This window comes from Pseudomonas sp. MF6747, assembly GCF_963890955.1.
GTDB lineage: Bacteria > Pseudomonadota > Gammaproteobacteria > Pseudomonadales > Pseudomonadaceae > Aquipseudomonas.
Genome location: NZ_CAWPSZ010000014.1, coordinates 13854 through 29049, shown reverse-complemented (window position 1 = coordinate 29049; position 15196 = coordinate 13854). Strand labels below are relative to the sequence as shown.

The following is a 15196-nucleotide window of genomic DNA, read 5'->3' as shown; positions in this document are numbered from 1 at the left end:
CCGATCACGATCCCTCTTCCTTGAGCAAGGGTGAGCCGCTGCCGTTGAAAGTCGGGATGCCGCGCAGCACGCCCTGGAAGTTGTCGAGCGGCTCGCCCACCGTCATGCCACGGCTGCCAATGCGGTACTCGCGAATGGTCGACTCATGCGAACCGGTGCGCTTCTTGATGATCGAGATGGCCCGGCGTACCTTGCCCAGTGCTTCGAAGTAACGCAGCAAAATCACGGTATCGGCCAGGTACGTAATGTCGACAGGGGCTTGCATGTCACCGACCAGCCCGTGCTGGGCGACGGTCATGAACGTGGCAGCTCCCCGGCGATTGAGGTACAGCAACAGCTCATGCATGTGCAGGATCAGTGCGTTTTCTTCCGGCATCGCCGCCTGATAGCCGTTGATGCTGTCGATGACCACGGTTTTGATCCCGCGCTCGTCAACACAACGGCGCACTCGGTGCGAGAACTCGCCGGGCGACAACTCGGCCGCGTCCACCTGTTCAATCAGCAGGTTGCCGGTGTCCTGCAGGGCAGCGAGGTCGATGCCCATGTTTTTCATGCGTTCGAACAACAAACCCAGTTCTTCGTCGAAGATAAACAGCGCAGCTTTCTCGCCACGGGCCACAGCCGCTGCGGCGAAGATCATGGAAATCAGGGATTTACCGGTGCCCGCAGGGCCAAGAATCAAGCTGCTGGAGCCGGTTTCGACGCCGCCGCCCATCAGCCTGTCCAGTTCGACAATGCCGCTGCTCAGGGTCTGGCGGACATACCCGCCGCGATGCTCGGCGGCGACCAGCCGGGGGAACACATGCACGCCGTCGCCCATGATGGTGAAGTCATGAAAGCCGCCGCGGTATTTTTGCCCACGGTATTTCACCACCCGCACCCGGCGGCGTTCGGCGCCGTAGTTGGGCGTCAGTTCTTCCAGGCGAATCACGCCGTGGGCCACGCTGTGTACGGTTTTATCCAGCGATTCGGTGGTCAGGTCATCCAGCAGCAGCACGGTGGCGTCGTAGCGCACGAAGTAATGCTTGATTGCCAGGATCTGCCGGCGATAACGCAGTGAGCTTTGCGCGAGCAGACGGATCTCCGAAAGGCTGTCGATGACCACGCGGGTCGGTTTGACCCGCTCCACCACTTCAAAAATCTGCCGTGTGGCTTCGCCCAGCTCCAGGTCGGAGGAGTACAGCAGGCTTTGCTGATGGTTGGCGTCGAGCAGGCTCTCTGGCGGGGTCAGCTCGAAGATGTGGATATTGTCATCCAGGTCCCAGCCATGGGACTTGGCGCCCTGGCGCAATTCGCGCTCGGTTTCGGAGAGGGTGATGTACAGCGAACGTTCACCGTTTTTCGCACCGGCCTGCAAAAAATGCAGCGCAATGGTGGTTTTGCCCGTACCGGGTTCGCCTTCCAGCAGGAACAGGTGGCTGCGCGATAACCCCCCGGAAAGAATGTCATCAAGACCTTCGATGCCGGTGGCCGCCTTTTCACTGAACAGCTCGTTGGATGTAGACAAGAAGTGCCCTCAGGTCACGTACAAATAGAGGAGCGCGCCGCCTCGGGCGCGCCATATTCACTTGACCGTGGAGGCCCGTGGCGGTTCAACGTTTCGCGAAAATTGTACAAGCCTGGGTATGGATTACAACTTTTTGCAATGCCCTACAGGCCTTGCTGCAACGCCGGGTCATCCGGGTTCTGTTGCTCAAGTTGCGCCAGCAATACCTGCACGTTTTGCAGCTGGCCGCTTTCTTTCCAGTAATTGACCAGCAACACCCGCGCCTTGCGGTTGGCCGGATGGCGCTGAATGATGTCTTCCAGCTGACGCTGGGCGGCTTCCAACTCTTCCTGGGCGTGCAGGGTCGTGGCGAGGTCGTAACGGTAATCCTGATTGTCCGGTTCAAGCTCTACCGCTTTGGACAGGCCGAGCAGGGCGTACGGGCGCTCGCCATGGTGCAACAGCCACATGCCCAGCGCATGCTGCAGGTAAGCCGAGTCGGGGTGAGCCGCCAACTGACGTGCCAGCAGTTGCCGCGACTCATCGGTCTTGCCTTGTTTGTCCAGCAGTTCGATTTGCGCGACCACCGCCTGCAGGTTGTCCGGTTGCAAGCGCATGGCCTGTTCGAGGGCATTTTGGGCGTCTGGCAGCAGCGCACTATGGATGTAGAGGCGCGCCAGTTGAATCCAGCTTTCGGCCGTTTCCGGCTCACTTTTGAGAGTCTTCACGAACTCATCGAGCACTTGCTGCAACGGCCCGAAGTACAGCCCCAGGGTGTCCGGCGACAGGCCGAGCAAGGCATTGGCAGCAGCAAAGCGCACCGCCTGTTCGGAATCGTCGAGCACCGGCCCCAGCAACAAGACGCGTTGGCCGCTGGGTACCAGGCCGACAATGCTGTGGATCGCCGCCTCACGCACCACTGGCGAATCATTGGCCAGGTCTTTGTCGGCGAGCTTCAGCGCCTGCGGGCTTGGGTAGTTGGGCAACTCGGCGTGCAAGGCAGCGCGACGTTCAGGCGACAGGTCCGGCCGGCCGAGCTGTTGGTACAGCACGCGCGCGGCGCCGGGTTCGCCGTTATGCGCCTGCTTCAAGGCTTTGGCGTAACCATGGGCAATCGCCGGCGGCACGGCCACCGGGGTAGGGCGGGAGAAAAACCAGGTGAGCAACACAATCAACAACAGGGCGCACAGGCCGATGATGGAGTAACGGCGTGACTTTGACATGCAGGCGTCCAAAAGCTGGTGGCAGCTAGTGCAAAGCCATCAGCTTCGGTCAGACCACGGCGAGTGTCAAACCCGCATCAGCTCAGCACGTATTCAATCGGTTCCAGGGCCGGCGGCAAGTCGCTTTCGCCCAGAGCGGCAAGAATCTCGCGCTCCAACGTGCGCACGATGGCATTGCACGGCAGATCATTTTCATCAAAACCGAACGGGTCTTCCAGGTCGCCGCCGATTTCATCCAGGCCAAAGAAGGTGTAGCTGACGATGGCGGTGAACACCGGCGTCAGCCAGCCCAGCGGCTCGGCCATGGCAAACGGCAGCAGAATGCAGAACAGGTAGATGGTGCGGTGCAACAGCAGCGTGTAAGGGAAGGGCAGCGGCGTGTGCTTGATCCGCTCGCACGACGCCTGCACCTGGCTGAGGCTGACCAGTCGGGTTTCCAGCTGGATGTAGCGCCATTCGCTGATGACGCCTTGCTCGGCCAGCCCGGAAAAGCGCGCGCCCAGTTGTTGCAGCACAGCGTCTGGAAGATTTGGGTGCGCGCGATCAACGCCGATCCACGGCGTGATGGCGCCGGCCTCGTCTTCATGGCGCAGGCGCGCAATCAGGCCATGGGCAAAGCCGCACAAACCGCGCAGTAGCCCACTGCGCTCAGCCGGGTCAGTCAGCACCTGGGTTTCGCGGATCAGTGAGCGCACATCGATGATCATTTGCCCCAGCTGCTTGCGGCCTTCCCACCAGCGGTCATAGCAGGCGTTGTTGCGAAAGCTCATGAAGATCGACAACGACAAGCCCAGCAAGGTGAACGGCGTGGCGTTGACCTTGGAAAAATACGCCGGGTGCAAGGTTTCAACCAGCACGATCACCGAGGCCAGCAAGGTCACCAGCAGGCTGCGCAGCGCGATGCGCTTGGCAATCGAGCCCTTGAGGGAAAACAGGATGCCCAGGAGGTTGGGTTTGGGACGAACGATCATTGCAGGGAGGCTTTTTTGGTGGCGCAGGCCCCAAGGTTAGAAGCAACCGTGGCGGGCGTCCAGTCACTTGAACTGACCGGCTGATCAGCGCGCTCAATGATTGGCCAAACCAGTCAGCCAAGTTGAAGGCTTTGACCATTGCTGCTGTAACGCTGCAGAGCGACTATTTCCACGGTTTACGTGTTCAAAAGCGTCCTGAAAATAAAAACCACAAGGATTTGAAACGATGCGTGAGTATTTGGCTGCCACTACCGAGTTTGATTACCAGCACACCGTCGACGCCGCACTTGCCGGCAACCTGCAGGCGCTCAATGCCTGCGTGGAATGCTGCGATCGGCATGCGCTGCCGGGCCGCATCGCGCTGTTCTGGGAAGGCAAGGACGGGCGCAGCGCCACGTCCACCTTCACAGACTTGCAGGACCAGGCTGCCCGCTTCGCCAATTTCCTCCTGGCCCAGGGCGTCAAACGCGGCGACAAGGTGGCCGGCCTGCTGCCGCGCACCGCAGAGTTGCTGGTGGTGGTGTTCGCCACGTGGCGCATCGGCGCGGTCTATCAGCCGCTGTTTACCGCTTTCGGGCCCAAGGCCATTGAACATCGCTTGAGCAGTTCGGGCGCCGCACTGGTGGTCACCGACGCGGTGAACCGGCCCAAGCTTGCGGACGTGGAAGGTTGCCCGACCATCGTCACTGTCGCCGGGGCCAGGGGCGAAGGCATTGTGCGCGGCGACTACAGCTTCTGGGCCGAACTGCCGAATTATTCCAACGCCTGCGAGCCGGTGATGCTGGACGGTGACGCGCCGTTTTTGCTGATGTTCACCTCGGGCACCACCGGCCCGTCGAAAGCCCTGTCGGTGCCGCTCAAGGCCATCGTTGCCTTTGAGCGCTACACCCGCGACGCAGTAGACCTTCGCCCCGAAGACGCGTTCTGGAACGTTGCCGACCCGGGTTGGGCTTACGGCATCTATTTTGGCGTGACCGGGCCGTTGTCCATGGGCCACCCGATCACCTTTTACGATGGGCCGTTCACCCTGGAGAGCACCTGCCGGGTGATCAACAAGTACGGCATCACCAACCTGACGGGCTCACCGACCGCGTACCGCCTGCTGATTGCCGGCGGTGAGCAGTTCGCCCGCGCGATCAAGGGCAAACTGCGCATTGTCAGCAGCGCCGGCGAACCCCTGAACCCGGAAGTGATCCGCTGGTTCGCCGAGAACCTGGGCGTGACCATCCACGACCACTATGGCCAGACCGAACTGGGCATGGTGCTGTGCAACCACCACGGCCTGGCGCATCCGGTGCATGTTGGCTCAGCCGGCTTTGCCTCGCCGGGGCACCGCATCGTGGTGCTCGATGACAACCATCAGGAACTGCCCGCCGGTCAGCCGGGCATTCTCGCCATTGACCGCGAACAGTCGCCGATGTGCTGGTTCGCCGGTTACGACGGCGTGAAGACCAAGGCCTTTGTCGGCAAGTACTACCTCAGCGGCGACACCGTGGAGCTGAACCCGGACGGCAGCATCAGTTTTGTCGGGCGCAGTGATGACGTGATCACCACCTCTGGCTACCGCGTCGGCCCCTTCGACGTGGAAAGCGCCCTGGTCGAGCATCCGGCCGTGGTCGAAGCCGCGGTGGTCGGCAAGCCCTGCCCGGAACGCACCGAGCTGGTGAAAGCCTTTGTGGTGATCAACGAGCAATACCGCGCCACACCTGAACTGGCCGAAGAGCTGCGCCTGCATGTGCGCAAGCGCCTCGCCGCGCATGCCTACCCGCGAGAAATCGAATTTGTCAGCGACTTGCCGAAAACCCCGAGCGGCAAGCTGCAACGTTTTATTTTGCGTAATCAGGAAATCGCCAAGGCTCAAGCAGCCTTGGCGTGATCCCTTTCAAAGGAACTAAAGATGCAGATTGAAAACAAGGTATTCCTGGTCAGCGGCGGCGCTTCGGGCCTCGGCGCGGCCACCGCTGAGATGCTGGTAGCCGCCGGTGCCAAGGTGATGCTGGTGGACCTCAACGCCGAAGCCGTCGCGGCCAAGGCCCGGCAGTTGGGCGATAACGCCCGCAGCGCCGTGGCGGACATCAGCCAGGAAGCCGCTGCCGAAGCGGCCGTGCAAGCCACCGTCGCCGCGTTCGGCGGTTTGCATGGGCTGGTGAACTGCGCCGGTGTGGTGCGTGGCGAGAAAATCCTTGGCAAGAACGGCCCGCATGCGCTGGCAAGCTTTGCCCAAGTGATCAACGTCAACCTGATCGGCAGCTTCAACCTGCTGCGCCTGGCCGCCGCCGCCATCGCTGAAACCGAGGCGAATGCCGACGGCGAGCGTGGCGTGATCATCAATACCGCGTCGGTGGCCGCCTTTGACGGGCAGATCGGCCAGGCGGCGTATGCCGCGTCCAAAGGCGCCATCGCCAGCCTGACGCTGCCGGCTGCCCGCGAACTGGCGCGCTTTGGCATCCGGGTCATGACCATCGCCCCAGGCATTTTCGAAACGCCGATGATGGCCGGCATGACCCCAGAGGTGCGCGATTCCCTGGCCGCCGGCGTGCCATTCCCGCCACGCCTGGGCAAACCGGCCGAGTACGCCGCGCTGGTGCGGCACATCATTGAAAACAGCATGCTCAATGGCGAGGTCATCCGTCTCGACGGCGCCTTGCGCATGGCCGCCAAGTAAGGAGAATTTTTCATGCACGATCCGATTGTTATCGTCAGCGCCGTCCGCACGCCCATGGGCGGGTTCCAGGGCGACCTCAAGGGCCTGACTGCGCCGCAACTGGGTGCCGCCGCGATTCGCGCCGCCGTCGAACGCGCCGGCATCGCCCCGGACGCGGTGGATGAAGTGCTGTTCGGCTGCGTATTGCCCGCAGGCCTCGGCCAGGCGCCTGCGCGTCAGGCGGCGCTGGGCGCCGGGCTGGACAAGGCCACGCGCTGCACCACGCTGAACAAAATGTGTGGTTCGGGCATGGAGGCGACCATTCTTGCCCACGACTCGCTGCTGGCCGGCAGTGTCGAGGTGGTGGTGGCCGGTGGCATGGAGAGCATGTCCAACGCGCCGTACCTGCTGGACCGCGCGCGCAGTGGCTACCGCATGGGCCACGGCAAGGTCCTCGACCACATGTTTCTCGACGGCCTTGAAGACGCCTACGACAAGGGCCGCCTGATGGGCACCTTTGCCGAAGACTGTGCCGAGCACAACGGCTTTACCCGTGAAGCCCAGGACGCCTTCGCCATTGCCTCGCTGAACCGTGCCCAGGAGGCGATCACCCACGGCAGCTTCGCCGCCGAAATCGTCCCGGTGCAGGTCACCGTCGGTAAAGAGCAAAAAACCGTCCTGCATGACGAACAGCCCCCCAAAGCCAAGCTGGACAAGATCGCCAGCCTGAAACCGGCTTTCCGCGAAGGCGGTACGGTGACGGCGGCCAACTCCAGTTCGATCTCCGACGGCGCGGCGGCGCTGCTGCTGATGCGTCAGTCCGACGCGCAAAAGCGTGGGCTCAAACCGCTGGCAATCATCCATGGGCACGCGGCGTTCGCCGACGAGCCGGGGCTGTTCCCGGTGGCGCCGGTGGGGGCGATTCGCAAGCTGATGAGCAAGACCGGCTGGCACCTTGGCGAAGTGGATTTGTTCGAGATCAACGAAGCCTTTGCGGTGGTCAGCCTGGTGACCATGAGCAAGCTGGAAATCCCCCACAGCAAGGTCAACATCCACGGCGGCGCCTGCGCGCTGGGGCATCCGATCGGCGCTTCGGGCGCGCGCATTCTGGTGACCTTGCTCTCGGCGCTGCGCCAGAAAGGCCTCAAGCGCGGCGTTGCGGCCATTTGTATCGGCGGCGGTGAAGCCACGGCCATGGCCGTCGAATGCGTGTATTAAGGACTTTTTATGCTGCCCAATGACGAACAACTGCAAATCAGCGAAGCGGCCCGGCAATTTGCCCAGGAGCGCTTGAAACCGTTCGCTGCCGAGTGGGACCGCGAGCACCGCTTTCCCAAGCAAGCCATCGGCGAAATGGCCGAGCTGGGCTTTTTTGGCATGCTGGTACCGGAACAGTGGGGCGGTTGCGACACCGGCTACCTGGCCTATGCGATGGCCCTGGAGGAAATCGCCGCCGGTGACGGCGCGTGCTCGACCATCATGAGCGTCCACAACTCGGTGGGCTGCGTGCCGATTCTGAAATTCGGCAACGATCAGCAGAAAGAGCAGTTCCTCACGCCGCTGGCCAGCGGTGCCATGCTCGGCGCCTTTGCGCTGACCGAACCGCAGGCCGGTTCCGATGCCAGCAGCCTGAAAACCCGCGCGCGCCTGGACGGCGATCACTACGTGCTCAATGGCTGCAAACAGTTCATCACCTCCGGGCAAAACGCCGGGATCGTGATTGTGTTTGCGGTCACCGACCCGGCTGCCGGCAAGCGCGGGATCAGCGCGTTTATCGTGCCCACCGACTCACCGGGTTACATCGTCGCACGGGTCGAAGACAAGCTCGGCCAGCATGCGTCCGACACCTGCCAGATTCTGTTTGAAGACGTACAGGTGCCGGTCGCCAACCGATTGGGCGAGGAGGGTGAAGGCTACAAGATCGCCCTGGCCAACCTTGAAGGCGGCCGCGTCGGCATCGCTTCGCAATCGGTGGGCATGGCGCGCGCGGCATTTGAAGCCGCACGTGACTATGCACGCGAGCGCGAAAGCTTCGGCAAAACCTTGATCGAACACCAGGCCGTGGCGTTTCGCCTGGCAGACATGGCCACGCAAATTGCCGTCGCCCGGCAGATGGTGCATTACGCCGCCGCCCTGCGCGACAGCGGCAAGCCAGCCTTGGTCGAGGCTTCGATGGCCAAGCTGTTCGCCTCGGAAATGGCCGAAAAAGTCTGCTCGGCCGCCTTGCAAACCTTGGGCGGTTACGGTTACCTGAGCGACTTTCCCTTGGAGCGGATCTACCGCGATGTGCGGGTCTGCCAGATTTACGAAGGCACCAGCGATATCCAGCGCATGGTCATCTCACGCAATCTTTAAGGAGCCATTCCATGAGTTACGAAACCATTTTGCTCGAGGTCCAGGGCCGCGTCGGGCTGATTACCCTCAATCGCCCGCAAGCCCTGAACGCCTTGAATGCGCAACTGGTCAGCGAGTTGAACCAGGCGCTGGACAGCCTGGAAGCCAACCCGCAAATCGGCTGCATCGTGCTGACCGGCTCGAAAAAAGCCTTCGCCGCCGGTGCCGACATCAAGGAAATGGCCGAGTTGACCTACCCTCAGATTTACTTGGACGACCTGTTCAGCGACAGCGACCGCGTAGCCAACCGGCGCAAGCCGATCATTGCCGCCGTCAACGGCTTTGCCTTGGGCGGCGGCTGTGAACTGGCGTTGATGTGCGACTTCATCCTCGCGGGCGACGGCGCCAAGTTCGGCCAGCCGGAAATCAACCTCGGCGTGCTGCCGGGCATGGGCGGCACCCAGCGCCTGACCCGCGCGGTGGGCAAGGCCAAGGCCATGGAAATGTGCCTGACCGGGCGTTTTATCGATGCGGTGGAAGCCGAGCGTTGCGGGATTGTGGCGCGTATCGTACCGGCAGATGAGCTGCTGGAAGAGGCGCTGAAGGTGGCGACGCTGATCGCCGGCAAATCCGTGCCGATCAGCATGATGGTCAAGGAAAGCGTGAACCGCGCGTTTGAAGTGAGCCTCTCCGAAGGCGTGCGCTTTGAGCGCCGGGTGTTCCATGCGGCGTTTGCAACGCAGGATCAGAAGGAAGGGATGGCGGCGTTTGTGGCCAAGCGTGCGCCGGAGTTCAACGATAAGTAACCGGCCTCAAGACTGCTGGAACGCAACGTGTGGGAGCGGGCTTGCTCGCGAATGCGCTGGATCAGTCGATACATTCGCTGACTGATACGCCGTATTCGCGGGCAAGCCTGCTCCCACTTTGGTTTTGCAGCGTATTGGTTAGCGTGGGGAGCGCTTGAATACCCTGGCAATCAGGCGAACACGTTCGCCGATTGCAACGTCATCACCGATCAAGTTGTGGGAGCTGGCTTGCCTGCAATAGCTTCACTTCGGTCCAACAGGTGAACCGAGGTGCCTGCATCGCTGGCAAGCGAGTGCCTGCACAGCCTGTATTAGCTTAGAGCTGGTAGTTCTTCAGCTCGCGCGCGATCACCATCCGCTGAATCTCGCTCGTGCCCTCGTAAATCTGCGTGATCCGCGCATCGCGGTAGTAACGCTCCACCGGATAATCTTCCAGATACCCATACCCACCGTGAATCTGCATCGCTGAGGAGCAGACCTTCTCGGCCATTTCCGAGGCGAACAGCTTGGCCTGGGACGCTTCCGACAGGCACGGCTTGCCGGCACTGCGCAAGCGCGCGGCGTGCAGGATCAGCAACCGTGCGGCATTCAGGCGGGTTTGCATGTCGGCCAGCAGGTTGGCGACACTCTGGTGCTCGATAATCGCCTGGTTGAACTGCACGCGATCGCGCGCATACGCCAGCGCCGCTTCAAAGGCCGCGCGGGCAATGCCCAGGGCCTGGGCAGCAATGCCGATGCGCCCGCCCTCGAGATTGGACAGGGCGATGGCCAGGCCTTTGCCACGCTCACCGAGCAAATTGGCTTCAGGCACCGTGCATTGGTTGAGGGTGACGGCGCAGGTATCCGACGCGCGAATGCCCATCTTGTGTTCTGTGCGGTCAACCACAAACCCTGGCGTATTGGTGGGCACCAGGAACGCGGAAATGCCTTTTTTGCCCAAGTCCGGATCCGTCACCGCAAACACAATGGCCAGCTTGGCGCGTTTGCCGTTGCTGACAAACTGTTTGGCGCCATTGATCACCCACTGGCCATCGCGCAGTTCGGCACGTGTGCGCAGGTTATGCGCTTCGGAACCCGCCTGGGGTTCAGTCAGGCAAAAGCAGCCGATGGCCTGGCCACTGGCAAGGTCGGGCAGCCAGGCTTCTTTCTGCGCTTGTGTGCCGTAGTTGAGGATTGGCCCGCAACCGACTGAATTATGGATACTCATCAGCGCACCGGTGGCGCCGTCGCCGGCCGAGATCTCTTCAACCGCCAGGGCGTAGGCGACGTAATCGACATAGGTGCCACCCCATTCTTCGGGCACCACCATCCCCAGCAGGCCCAGTTCGCCCATCTTGGCGACCAGGGCATCATCGATCCAGCCGGCTTTCTCCCACGCTTGGGCATGGGGCGCGATTTCACCGCGGGCAAAGTCGCGTGCCATGTCGCGAATCATTACTTGTTCTTCAGTGTATTCAATATCTTGCATGGCTTATCTCCCAAACTGCTTGAAGTCGTGGAAGAAGCTCTCCACATGGGTGGCGTTCAGGTCGTGGATCGTGGCCGGGCGCCAGCGCGGCGTTTTGTCCTTGTCGATGATCAACGCGCGTACCCCTTCGATCAGGTCGCCGCGCTCGAACCACTGGCGATCCAGGTGCAATTCCAGCGCGAAGCACTGTTCGAGCGGCAGGCGGCGGCCCCGGCGCAGCATTTGCAGGGCGACGGCCATCGCCAACGGAGAACGGGTCTGCATCAGCGCGACGGTGTTCAGTGCCCACTCATGGGAGTCGGCGACGGTGACTTGCTGCAACTGCTCGACGATGCTTGGCACGTCCGGTAGGGCGAAGAAATGGTCGATGGCCGGGCGCAATGCTGCCAGCGGCGCGTCGGGCAATTGCTGCACAGCCAGTTTGGCGAGTACACCTTGCAGGTCTTTGAGCGGCGAGTCCTGCCATTGCAGGCGGTCGAGTTTCTGGTCCAGGTCGGCGAGCCGGGTGCTTTCGAGGTACCAGTCCGCCAGCCCGCAATACAACGCGTCGGCCGCGCGAATCTGTACGCCGGTGACGCCCAGGTAAATCCCCAACTCGCCGGGTATGCGCGGCAGGAAGTAGCTTCCGCCCACATCCGGGAAATAACCAATGGCCGTTTCCGGCATCGCCAGGCGGCTGCGCTCGGTGACCACGCGCAGATCAGCGCCTTGCACCAGGCCCATGCCGCCGCCGAGAACGAACCCGTCCATCAGCGCCAGGACGGGTTTGCGGTAATGGTGGATGGCCAGATCGAGGGCGTACTCCTCGACAAAAAAGTCGGCGTGCAGGCTGTCGCCGTTCTTGAAACTGTCGTACAGCGAACGGATGTCGCCCCCGGCGCAGAAGGCCTTTTCGCCAGCACCGCGCAGCACCACGGCGTAGACCTGCGGGTCATCCGCCCAGGCCTGTAACTGCGCCGTCAGGCTGCGAACCATGTCCAGGGTGATGGCGTTCAAGCCAGCGGGACGATTGAGGGTGAGGTGGCCGATGTGGTTGCGAACGTCGGCCAGCACTTCGTCCTGAAGAATTTCGGCGCGGCTTGCTTCGGATGAAACCTGAGCAGTCATCTGTAACTCCCTGCTTTTATTGTTCTTTATCAAGATGTTCGCGGACGAACCTTCTCGCGATCGTACCAGTGCAAATTTGCCCAGTACAACCCGGAATCCTGCAGGTCGTTTTTGCATTTATGCACGCAGGCTCAGGCGGCGCGGCGGGCCAGTACTTCGCCGATGCTGCGGCGTCGCGCATGGCCTTCTGCGGCATGGATCAACTGTTCGAGCTCGCCCGGTTGCACATCGTAAAACTGCTCCATCTCGGCCAGCGCCCGTTTCAAGTCGGCCGCCGTGATGGCCGGGTCTGTTGCGGACGCCGTATTGCCCATGACCGCTGCCGGCGACTCGACCGCCCCCCTGGGATAGCGCGTGCGCGTGGCGTTGTTATACGCCAGTGCACACGCCAGCAGCGCACCCGCGCCCAGCATGACCGGCGCCAGCACCTGCCACCCAAGGGCGATGGAGGCCGGGTCTGCCAGTACCAACGTCATCGCCAGGCCACCGGCCGGCGGGTGCAGGCAGCGCAGCCAGCAAATCAGGATAACGGTCATGCCCGCCGCCAGGCATGCGCTGCCCAGCGTACGCCCCAATACGCGGGCGACCAGCAGGGCAACAACACCCGCGCACAGATAGCTGCCGATGATCGACCAGGGTTGGGCCAGCGCGCCGGAAGACACCGCAAACAGCAACACAGCCGAGGCACCCAGCGGGCCAAGCAGGTGCAGCGCGACCTCCATGCCAAACACTTGGGCGCACACCCAAACACTGAACAGCGTGCCCAGGGCCATGCCGATCGCTGCACGGCTCCATTCAGCAGGGCGGGTATTGATTGCAGCAGGTAACCAACGGGTAAGCATTAAAGCGGTCCTGAAATTGCGGGCGAAAAAAAAGGCTTGTCTGGTTGCCCGGAAAAGCCCTTGAAAGTTCCAACGTTTGGGGGAGGAACCTGCACAGTGTGCCGATCTTTGCTCAAGGGCTCCACTGCATATTAATGAGGGTTGAGTGCAAGTTTATTGAAATCAAATTGTTTTAAGCGTGTTCAAATGACTTCGCCGAAAGGAATCAGGCGCGTCATCTGCGCAAAGGGTGGGCTGACATGGCCTAATACGCGCCTGTCGGTCTCTTCATTGAATAGCTGTCTTTGCAGGTTTTCCTGCAGCATCAGGTCGCTGGCCAGTGGCCCCTTCAACGCCACCAGGGCGTCGCGCAGTGCCATCAACCGATCCAGCCTCGGCACGGGAATTGACATCGGATCTTGCGCCACGGCATTGCCCTCGTATGCGTAAACCGCCGTGTGAATGGGCGGGCCTACTGCGTTCTTGTTATCCAGGGTGCGCCAGCCTCGGGCTGGTGAGATAAGCCAGACGTTGGGGCCGGAATGGGTTACCGCACCTGGCAAACGAGTCTACATTTGGGTTCCAGGCGCCGGAAGACAAAGTGCACCAGCCGTTACGCATAGCTGTGTAGGTGCTTTCTCGGTTGCGGTAATGAAAACGCCCACTCTTGTTGAAGTGGGCGTCGTCTTGTACACACGGCCAGCACCGCGATCAGGGCGCCGGGGTTTTCCCCAGATGCAGCAGCACATAAGGGTCTTTGTCAAACTCCCCGGTGAGCGTCGGCGTAACCGATTTCAAGCGCGGGTCCTGCAGGTTTTCGAAATCCTGCGCGCTCATCACCAGCCAGGCAGGCCCTTGCAGCGGGGCCAGGTCTGCGGAGGAATGGGTAAACAACGGCACCTTGTCGCAGTTGAAGTTGACCATGAACTTGATGGCTTTCGCATCCTTGCCCAACCCGTGCAATACCACAGGCGCCGGCTGCTGCGTGATCTGGTCTTTGACCGCCAGGGTGAAGGTGCGCGTGTCGTAGAGCGCGCGCTCCAGGGGTTCAACCACCACGATGTAAGTTGTCCAGAGCGCCAGTACCGCAGCGAAGGCTGGCCCCGTCGCGCGTGTCCGCACGTTGAAGACCGCCAGCAGCGCCAGTACCTGAAGCACGCCCAGTACGCCGAATATCACCCCCAGGTTGCCCAGTTGCTCGGCGTAACGTCGGCGCGCCACCACCAGCCCGACGGCCAGCAGTGCCGGCATCAGCGTCCAGATACCCAGCATCAAGGCGCGCAGCCCTGCAAACAGCCGCCCCTGGGTGACCTGGAACGGGTAGGCCGCAAGGATCGCCGCCATCGGCAACATCGGCAGGATGTAGCGCGCCTTTTTTGCCTGAGGCACCGACAAGCCCAGCATCACCAGCAACCCGGCGGCGGCGCAATACAGCACCAGCTGCAAGGCCGGGTCTGGCGTGCGGCGCCCGCCGACGGCCACCGCCACCAGCACCAACAGTGCCAGTGGATAGGCCAGGGCATAATTGCCCAGCGAGCTGGTGAAGTAATACAGCGCGCCGCTGGAACCTTCGGTGCCATCCATGCGCCCCAGGAACTGCATGCGGATCACGTCCTGCATGAAGTCCTCGCCACCACTGAGCTTGGCCAGCAGCAGCAACAGGCCCACACAGGCCGCCAGCAACGCCAGGGCAATCAGGCCGAAGGTGAACAGTTGGCGCCACTGCCGGTTGAGCAGGTAATAGCTGCACAGCACGCCGGTTGGAATCACCAGGCCGATCGGCCCACGGATGGCGAAGCCGACGATCAGCAACAGGAACAGCCAGTGCAGGCGTTTCGGGCTGGCGAAGTGATCATGCGCATACCCCAGGTAAAACACCGCCAAGGCCACCGCCGCGAGCATCTGGTCGAGGGACACCGCCCGGGTTTCACTGATGAAGGTGCTGCTGAGCAGCAACATCGCAATACTCAGCAGGCCCCAGCGCACGGAGTAGGGCGCCGTCATCCGATACACCAGCATCACGATCAGCGCCGAAGCGATGGCCGTGGGCAACCATGCGGTCAAGCTGGTGACCTGGCCCAAGGGCAACGAGAACAACCACGTCAACACGGTCGAGGTGGCCAGGTAATCGGCGTAGGGCTGCCCGTAGGTCGTGGGGAAAAAGCTCGGCCCATGACGCAGCATTTCCTGGGCAAACACCACGAAGCGCGAGTCAAACCCGATAATCGCCTGGTGCCAGTTGCCGGCAATAAACAGCACCAGCGCCAGGAGCCCAAGCCCCAGCGACTGGTGACGGATCGTTGCAGTGAGCAGGGGCGGATAAGCTTTGTTCACGT

At 62.0% G+C, this 15196-nt stretch carries 13 protein-coding genes; 5 read left to right on the top strand and 8 right to left on the bottom strand.

The genetic code is table 11. The annotated features are described in order from the left end of the window. Positions 1-4: 4 nt before the first annotated feature. From AACW30_RS15505 to AACW30_RS15495, 3 genes are all read right to left on the bottom strand, one after another. Positions 5-1507: an ATPase domain-containing protein gene (locus tag AACW30_RS15505; RefSeq protein ID WP_200625234.1), complete on the bottom strand. Its 1503-nt coding sequence runs from the start codon at positions 1505-1507 to the stop codon at positions 5-7. 143 nt (positions 1508-1650) lie between these two features. After that, a complete protein-coding gene (locus AACW30_RS15500) occupies positions 1651-2709 on the bottom strand; it encodes a tetratricopeptide repeat protein (RefSeq protein WP_119740345.1) in 1059 nt (352 codons plus the stop codon). Positions 2710-2786: 77 nt separating this feature from the next. Beyond that, a complete protein-coding gene (locus AACW30_RS15495) occupies positions 2787-3680 on the bottom strand; it encodes a bestrophin family protein (protein ID WP_200625233.1) in 894 nt (297 codons plus the stop codon). A gap of 226 nt (positions 3681-3906) precedes the next feature. Between AACW30_RS15495 and AACW30_RS15490 the strand changes: the two genes are divergently transcribed. The 5 genes from AACW30_RS15490 to AACW30_RS15470 are packed head-to-tail and all read left to right on the top strand — an operon-like array spanning position 3907 to position 9464. Continuing rightward, on the top strand, positions 3907-5556 hold the full coding sequence (locus AACW30_RS15490; protein WP_200625232.1) for an AMP-binding protein: 1650 nt from the start codon (positions 3907-3909) through the stop codon (positions 5554-5556). Positions 5557-5577: 21 nt separating this feature from the next. After that, positions 5578-6345 carry an SDR family NAD(P)-dependent oxidoreductase gene (locus tag AACW30_RS15485; RefSeq protein WP_106579192.1) on the top strand — a complete coding sequence of 256 codons (768 nt, stop codon included), beginning with the start codon at positions 5578-5580 and terminating at the stop codon, positions 6343-6345. A 12-nt stretch (positions 6346-6357) separates the two neighbouring features. Beyond that, positions 6358-7542: an acetyl-CoA C-acyltransferase gene (locus tag AACW30_RS15480; protein ID WP_200625231.1), complete on the top strand. Its 1185-nt coding sequence runs from the start codon at positions 6358-6360 to the stop codon at positions 7540-7542. Between the two features lie 9 nt (positions 7543-7551). Beyond that, positions 7552-8679, top strand: a complete 1128-nt coding sequence (locus AACW30_RS15475) for an acyl-CoA dehydrogenase (RefSeq protein ID WP_200625230.1) — start codon at positions 7552-7554, stop codon at positions 8677-8679. 11 nt (positions 8680-8690) lie between these two features. After that, positions 8691-9464, top strand: coding sequence for an enoyl-CoA hydratase (locus AACW30_RS15470; RefSeq protein ID WP_106579195.1), 774 nt, complete (start codon positions 8691-8693; stop codon positions 9462-9464). Positions 9465-9780: 316 nt separating this feature from the next. Here AACW30_RS15470 and AACW30_RS15465 read toward each other — a convergent pair whose 3' ends face one another. The 5 genes from AACW30_RS15465 to AACW30_RS15445 all read right to left on the bottom strand — a co-directional run bounded on the left by AACW30_RS15465 (position 9781) and on the right by AACW30_RS15445 (position 15194). Continuing rightward, a complete protein-coding gene (locus AACW30_RS15465) occupies positions 9781-10932 on the bottom strand; it encodes an acyl-CoA dehydrogenase family protein (protein ID WP_106579197.1) in 1152 nt (383 codons plus the stop codon). A 3-nt stretch (positions 10933-10935) separates the two neighbouring features. Continuing rightward, a complete protein-coding gene (locus AACW30_RS15460) occupies positions 10936-12039 on the bottom strand; it encodes an enoyl-CoA hydratase/isomerase family protein (protein ID WP_200625229.1) in 1104 nt (367 codons plus the stop codon). 131 nt (positions 12040-12170) lie between these two features. Then, positions 12171-12881, bottom strand: coding sequence for an HPP family protein (locus AACW30_RS15455; protein WP_200625228.1), 711 nt, complete (start codon positions 12879-12881; stop codon positions 12171-12173). Positions 12882-13063: 182 nt separating this feature from the next. Then, positions 13064-13240 carry a hypothetical protein gene (locus AACW30_RS15450; RefSeq protein ID WP_234452709.1) on the bottom strand — a complete coding sequence of 59 codons (177 nt, stop codon included), beginning with the start codon at positions 13238-13240 and terminating at the stop codon, positions 13064-13066. Positions 13241-13571: 331 nt separating this feature from the next. After that, entirely contained in the window at positions 13572-15194 is a 1623-nt protein-coding gene (locus AACW30_RS15445) for an ArnT family glycosyltransferase (protein ID WP_200625227.1), read from the bottom strand. Positions 15195-15196 lie beyond the last annotated feature (2 nt).

Coding starts and splice junctions, on each gene's coding strand:
- AACW30_RS15470 (WP_106579195.1), top strand. CDS start 8,691: ATGAGTTACGAAACCATTTTGCTCGAGGTCCAGGGCCGCGTCGGGCTG.
- AACW30_RS15475 (WP_200625230.1), top strand. CDS start 7,552: ATGCTGCCCAATGACGAACAACTGCAAATCAGCGAAGCGGCCCGGCAA.
- AACW30_RS15495 (WP_200625233.1), bottom strand. CDS start 3,680: ATGATCGTTCGTCCCAAACCCAACCTCCTGGGCATCCTGTTTTCCCTC.
- AACW30_RS15490 (WP_200625232.1), top strand. CDS start 3,907: ATGCGTGAGTATTTGGCTGCCACTACCGAGTTTGATTACCAGCACACC.
- AACW30_RS15465 (WP_106579197.1), bottom strand. CDS start 10,932: ATGCAAGATATTGAATACACTGAAGAACAAGTAATGATTCGCGACATG.
- AACW30_RS15485 (WP_106579192.1), top strand. CDS start 5,578: ATGCAGATTGAAAACAAGGTATTCCTGGTCAGCGGCGGCGCTTCGGGC.
- AACW30_RS15455 (WP_200625228.1), bottom strand. CDS start 12,881: ATGCTTACCCGTTGGTTACCTGCTGCAATCAATACCCGCCCTGCTGAA.
- AACW30_RS15480 (WP_200625231.1), top strand. CDS start 6,358: ATGCACGATCCGATTGTTATCGTCAGCGCCGTCCGCACGCCCATGGGC.
- AACW30_RS15500 (WP_119740345.1), bottom strand. CDS start 2,709: ATGTCAAAGTCACGCCGTTACTCCATCATCGGCCTGTGCGCCCTGTTG.
- AACW30_RS15450 (WP_234452709.1), bottom strand. CDS start 13,240: ATGGCACTGCGCGACGCCCTGGTGGCGTTGAAGGGGCCACTGGCCAGC.
- AACW30_RS15460 (WP_200625229.1), bottom strand. CDS start 12,039: ATGACTGCTCAGGTTTCATCCGAAGCAAGCCGCGCCGAAATTCTTCAG.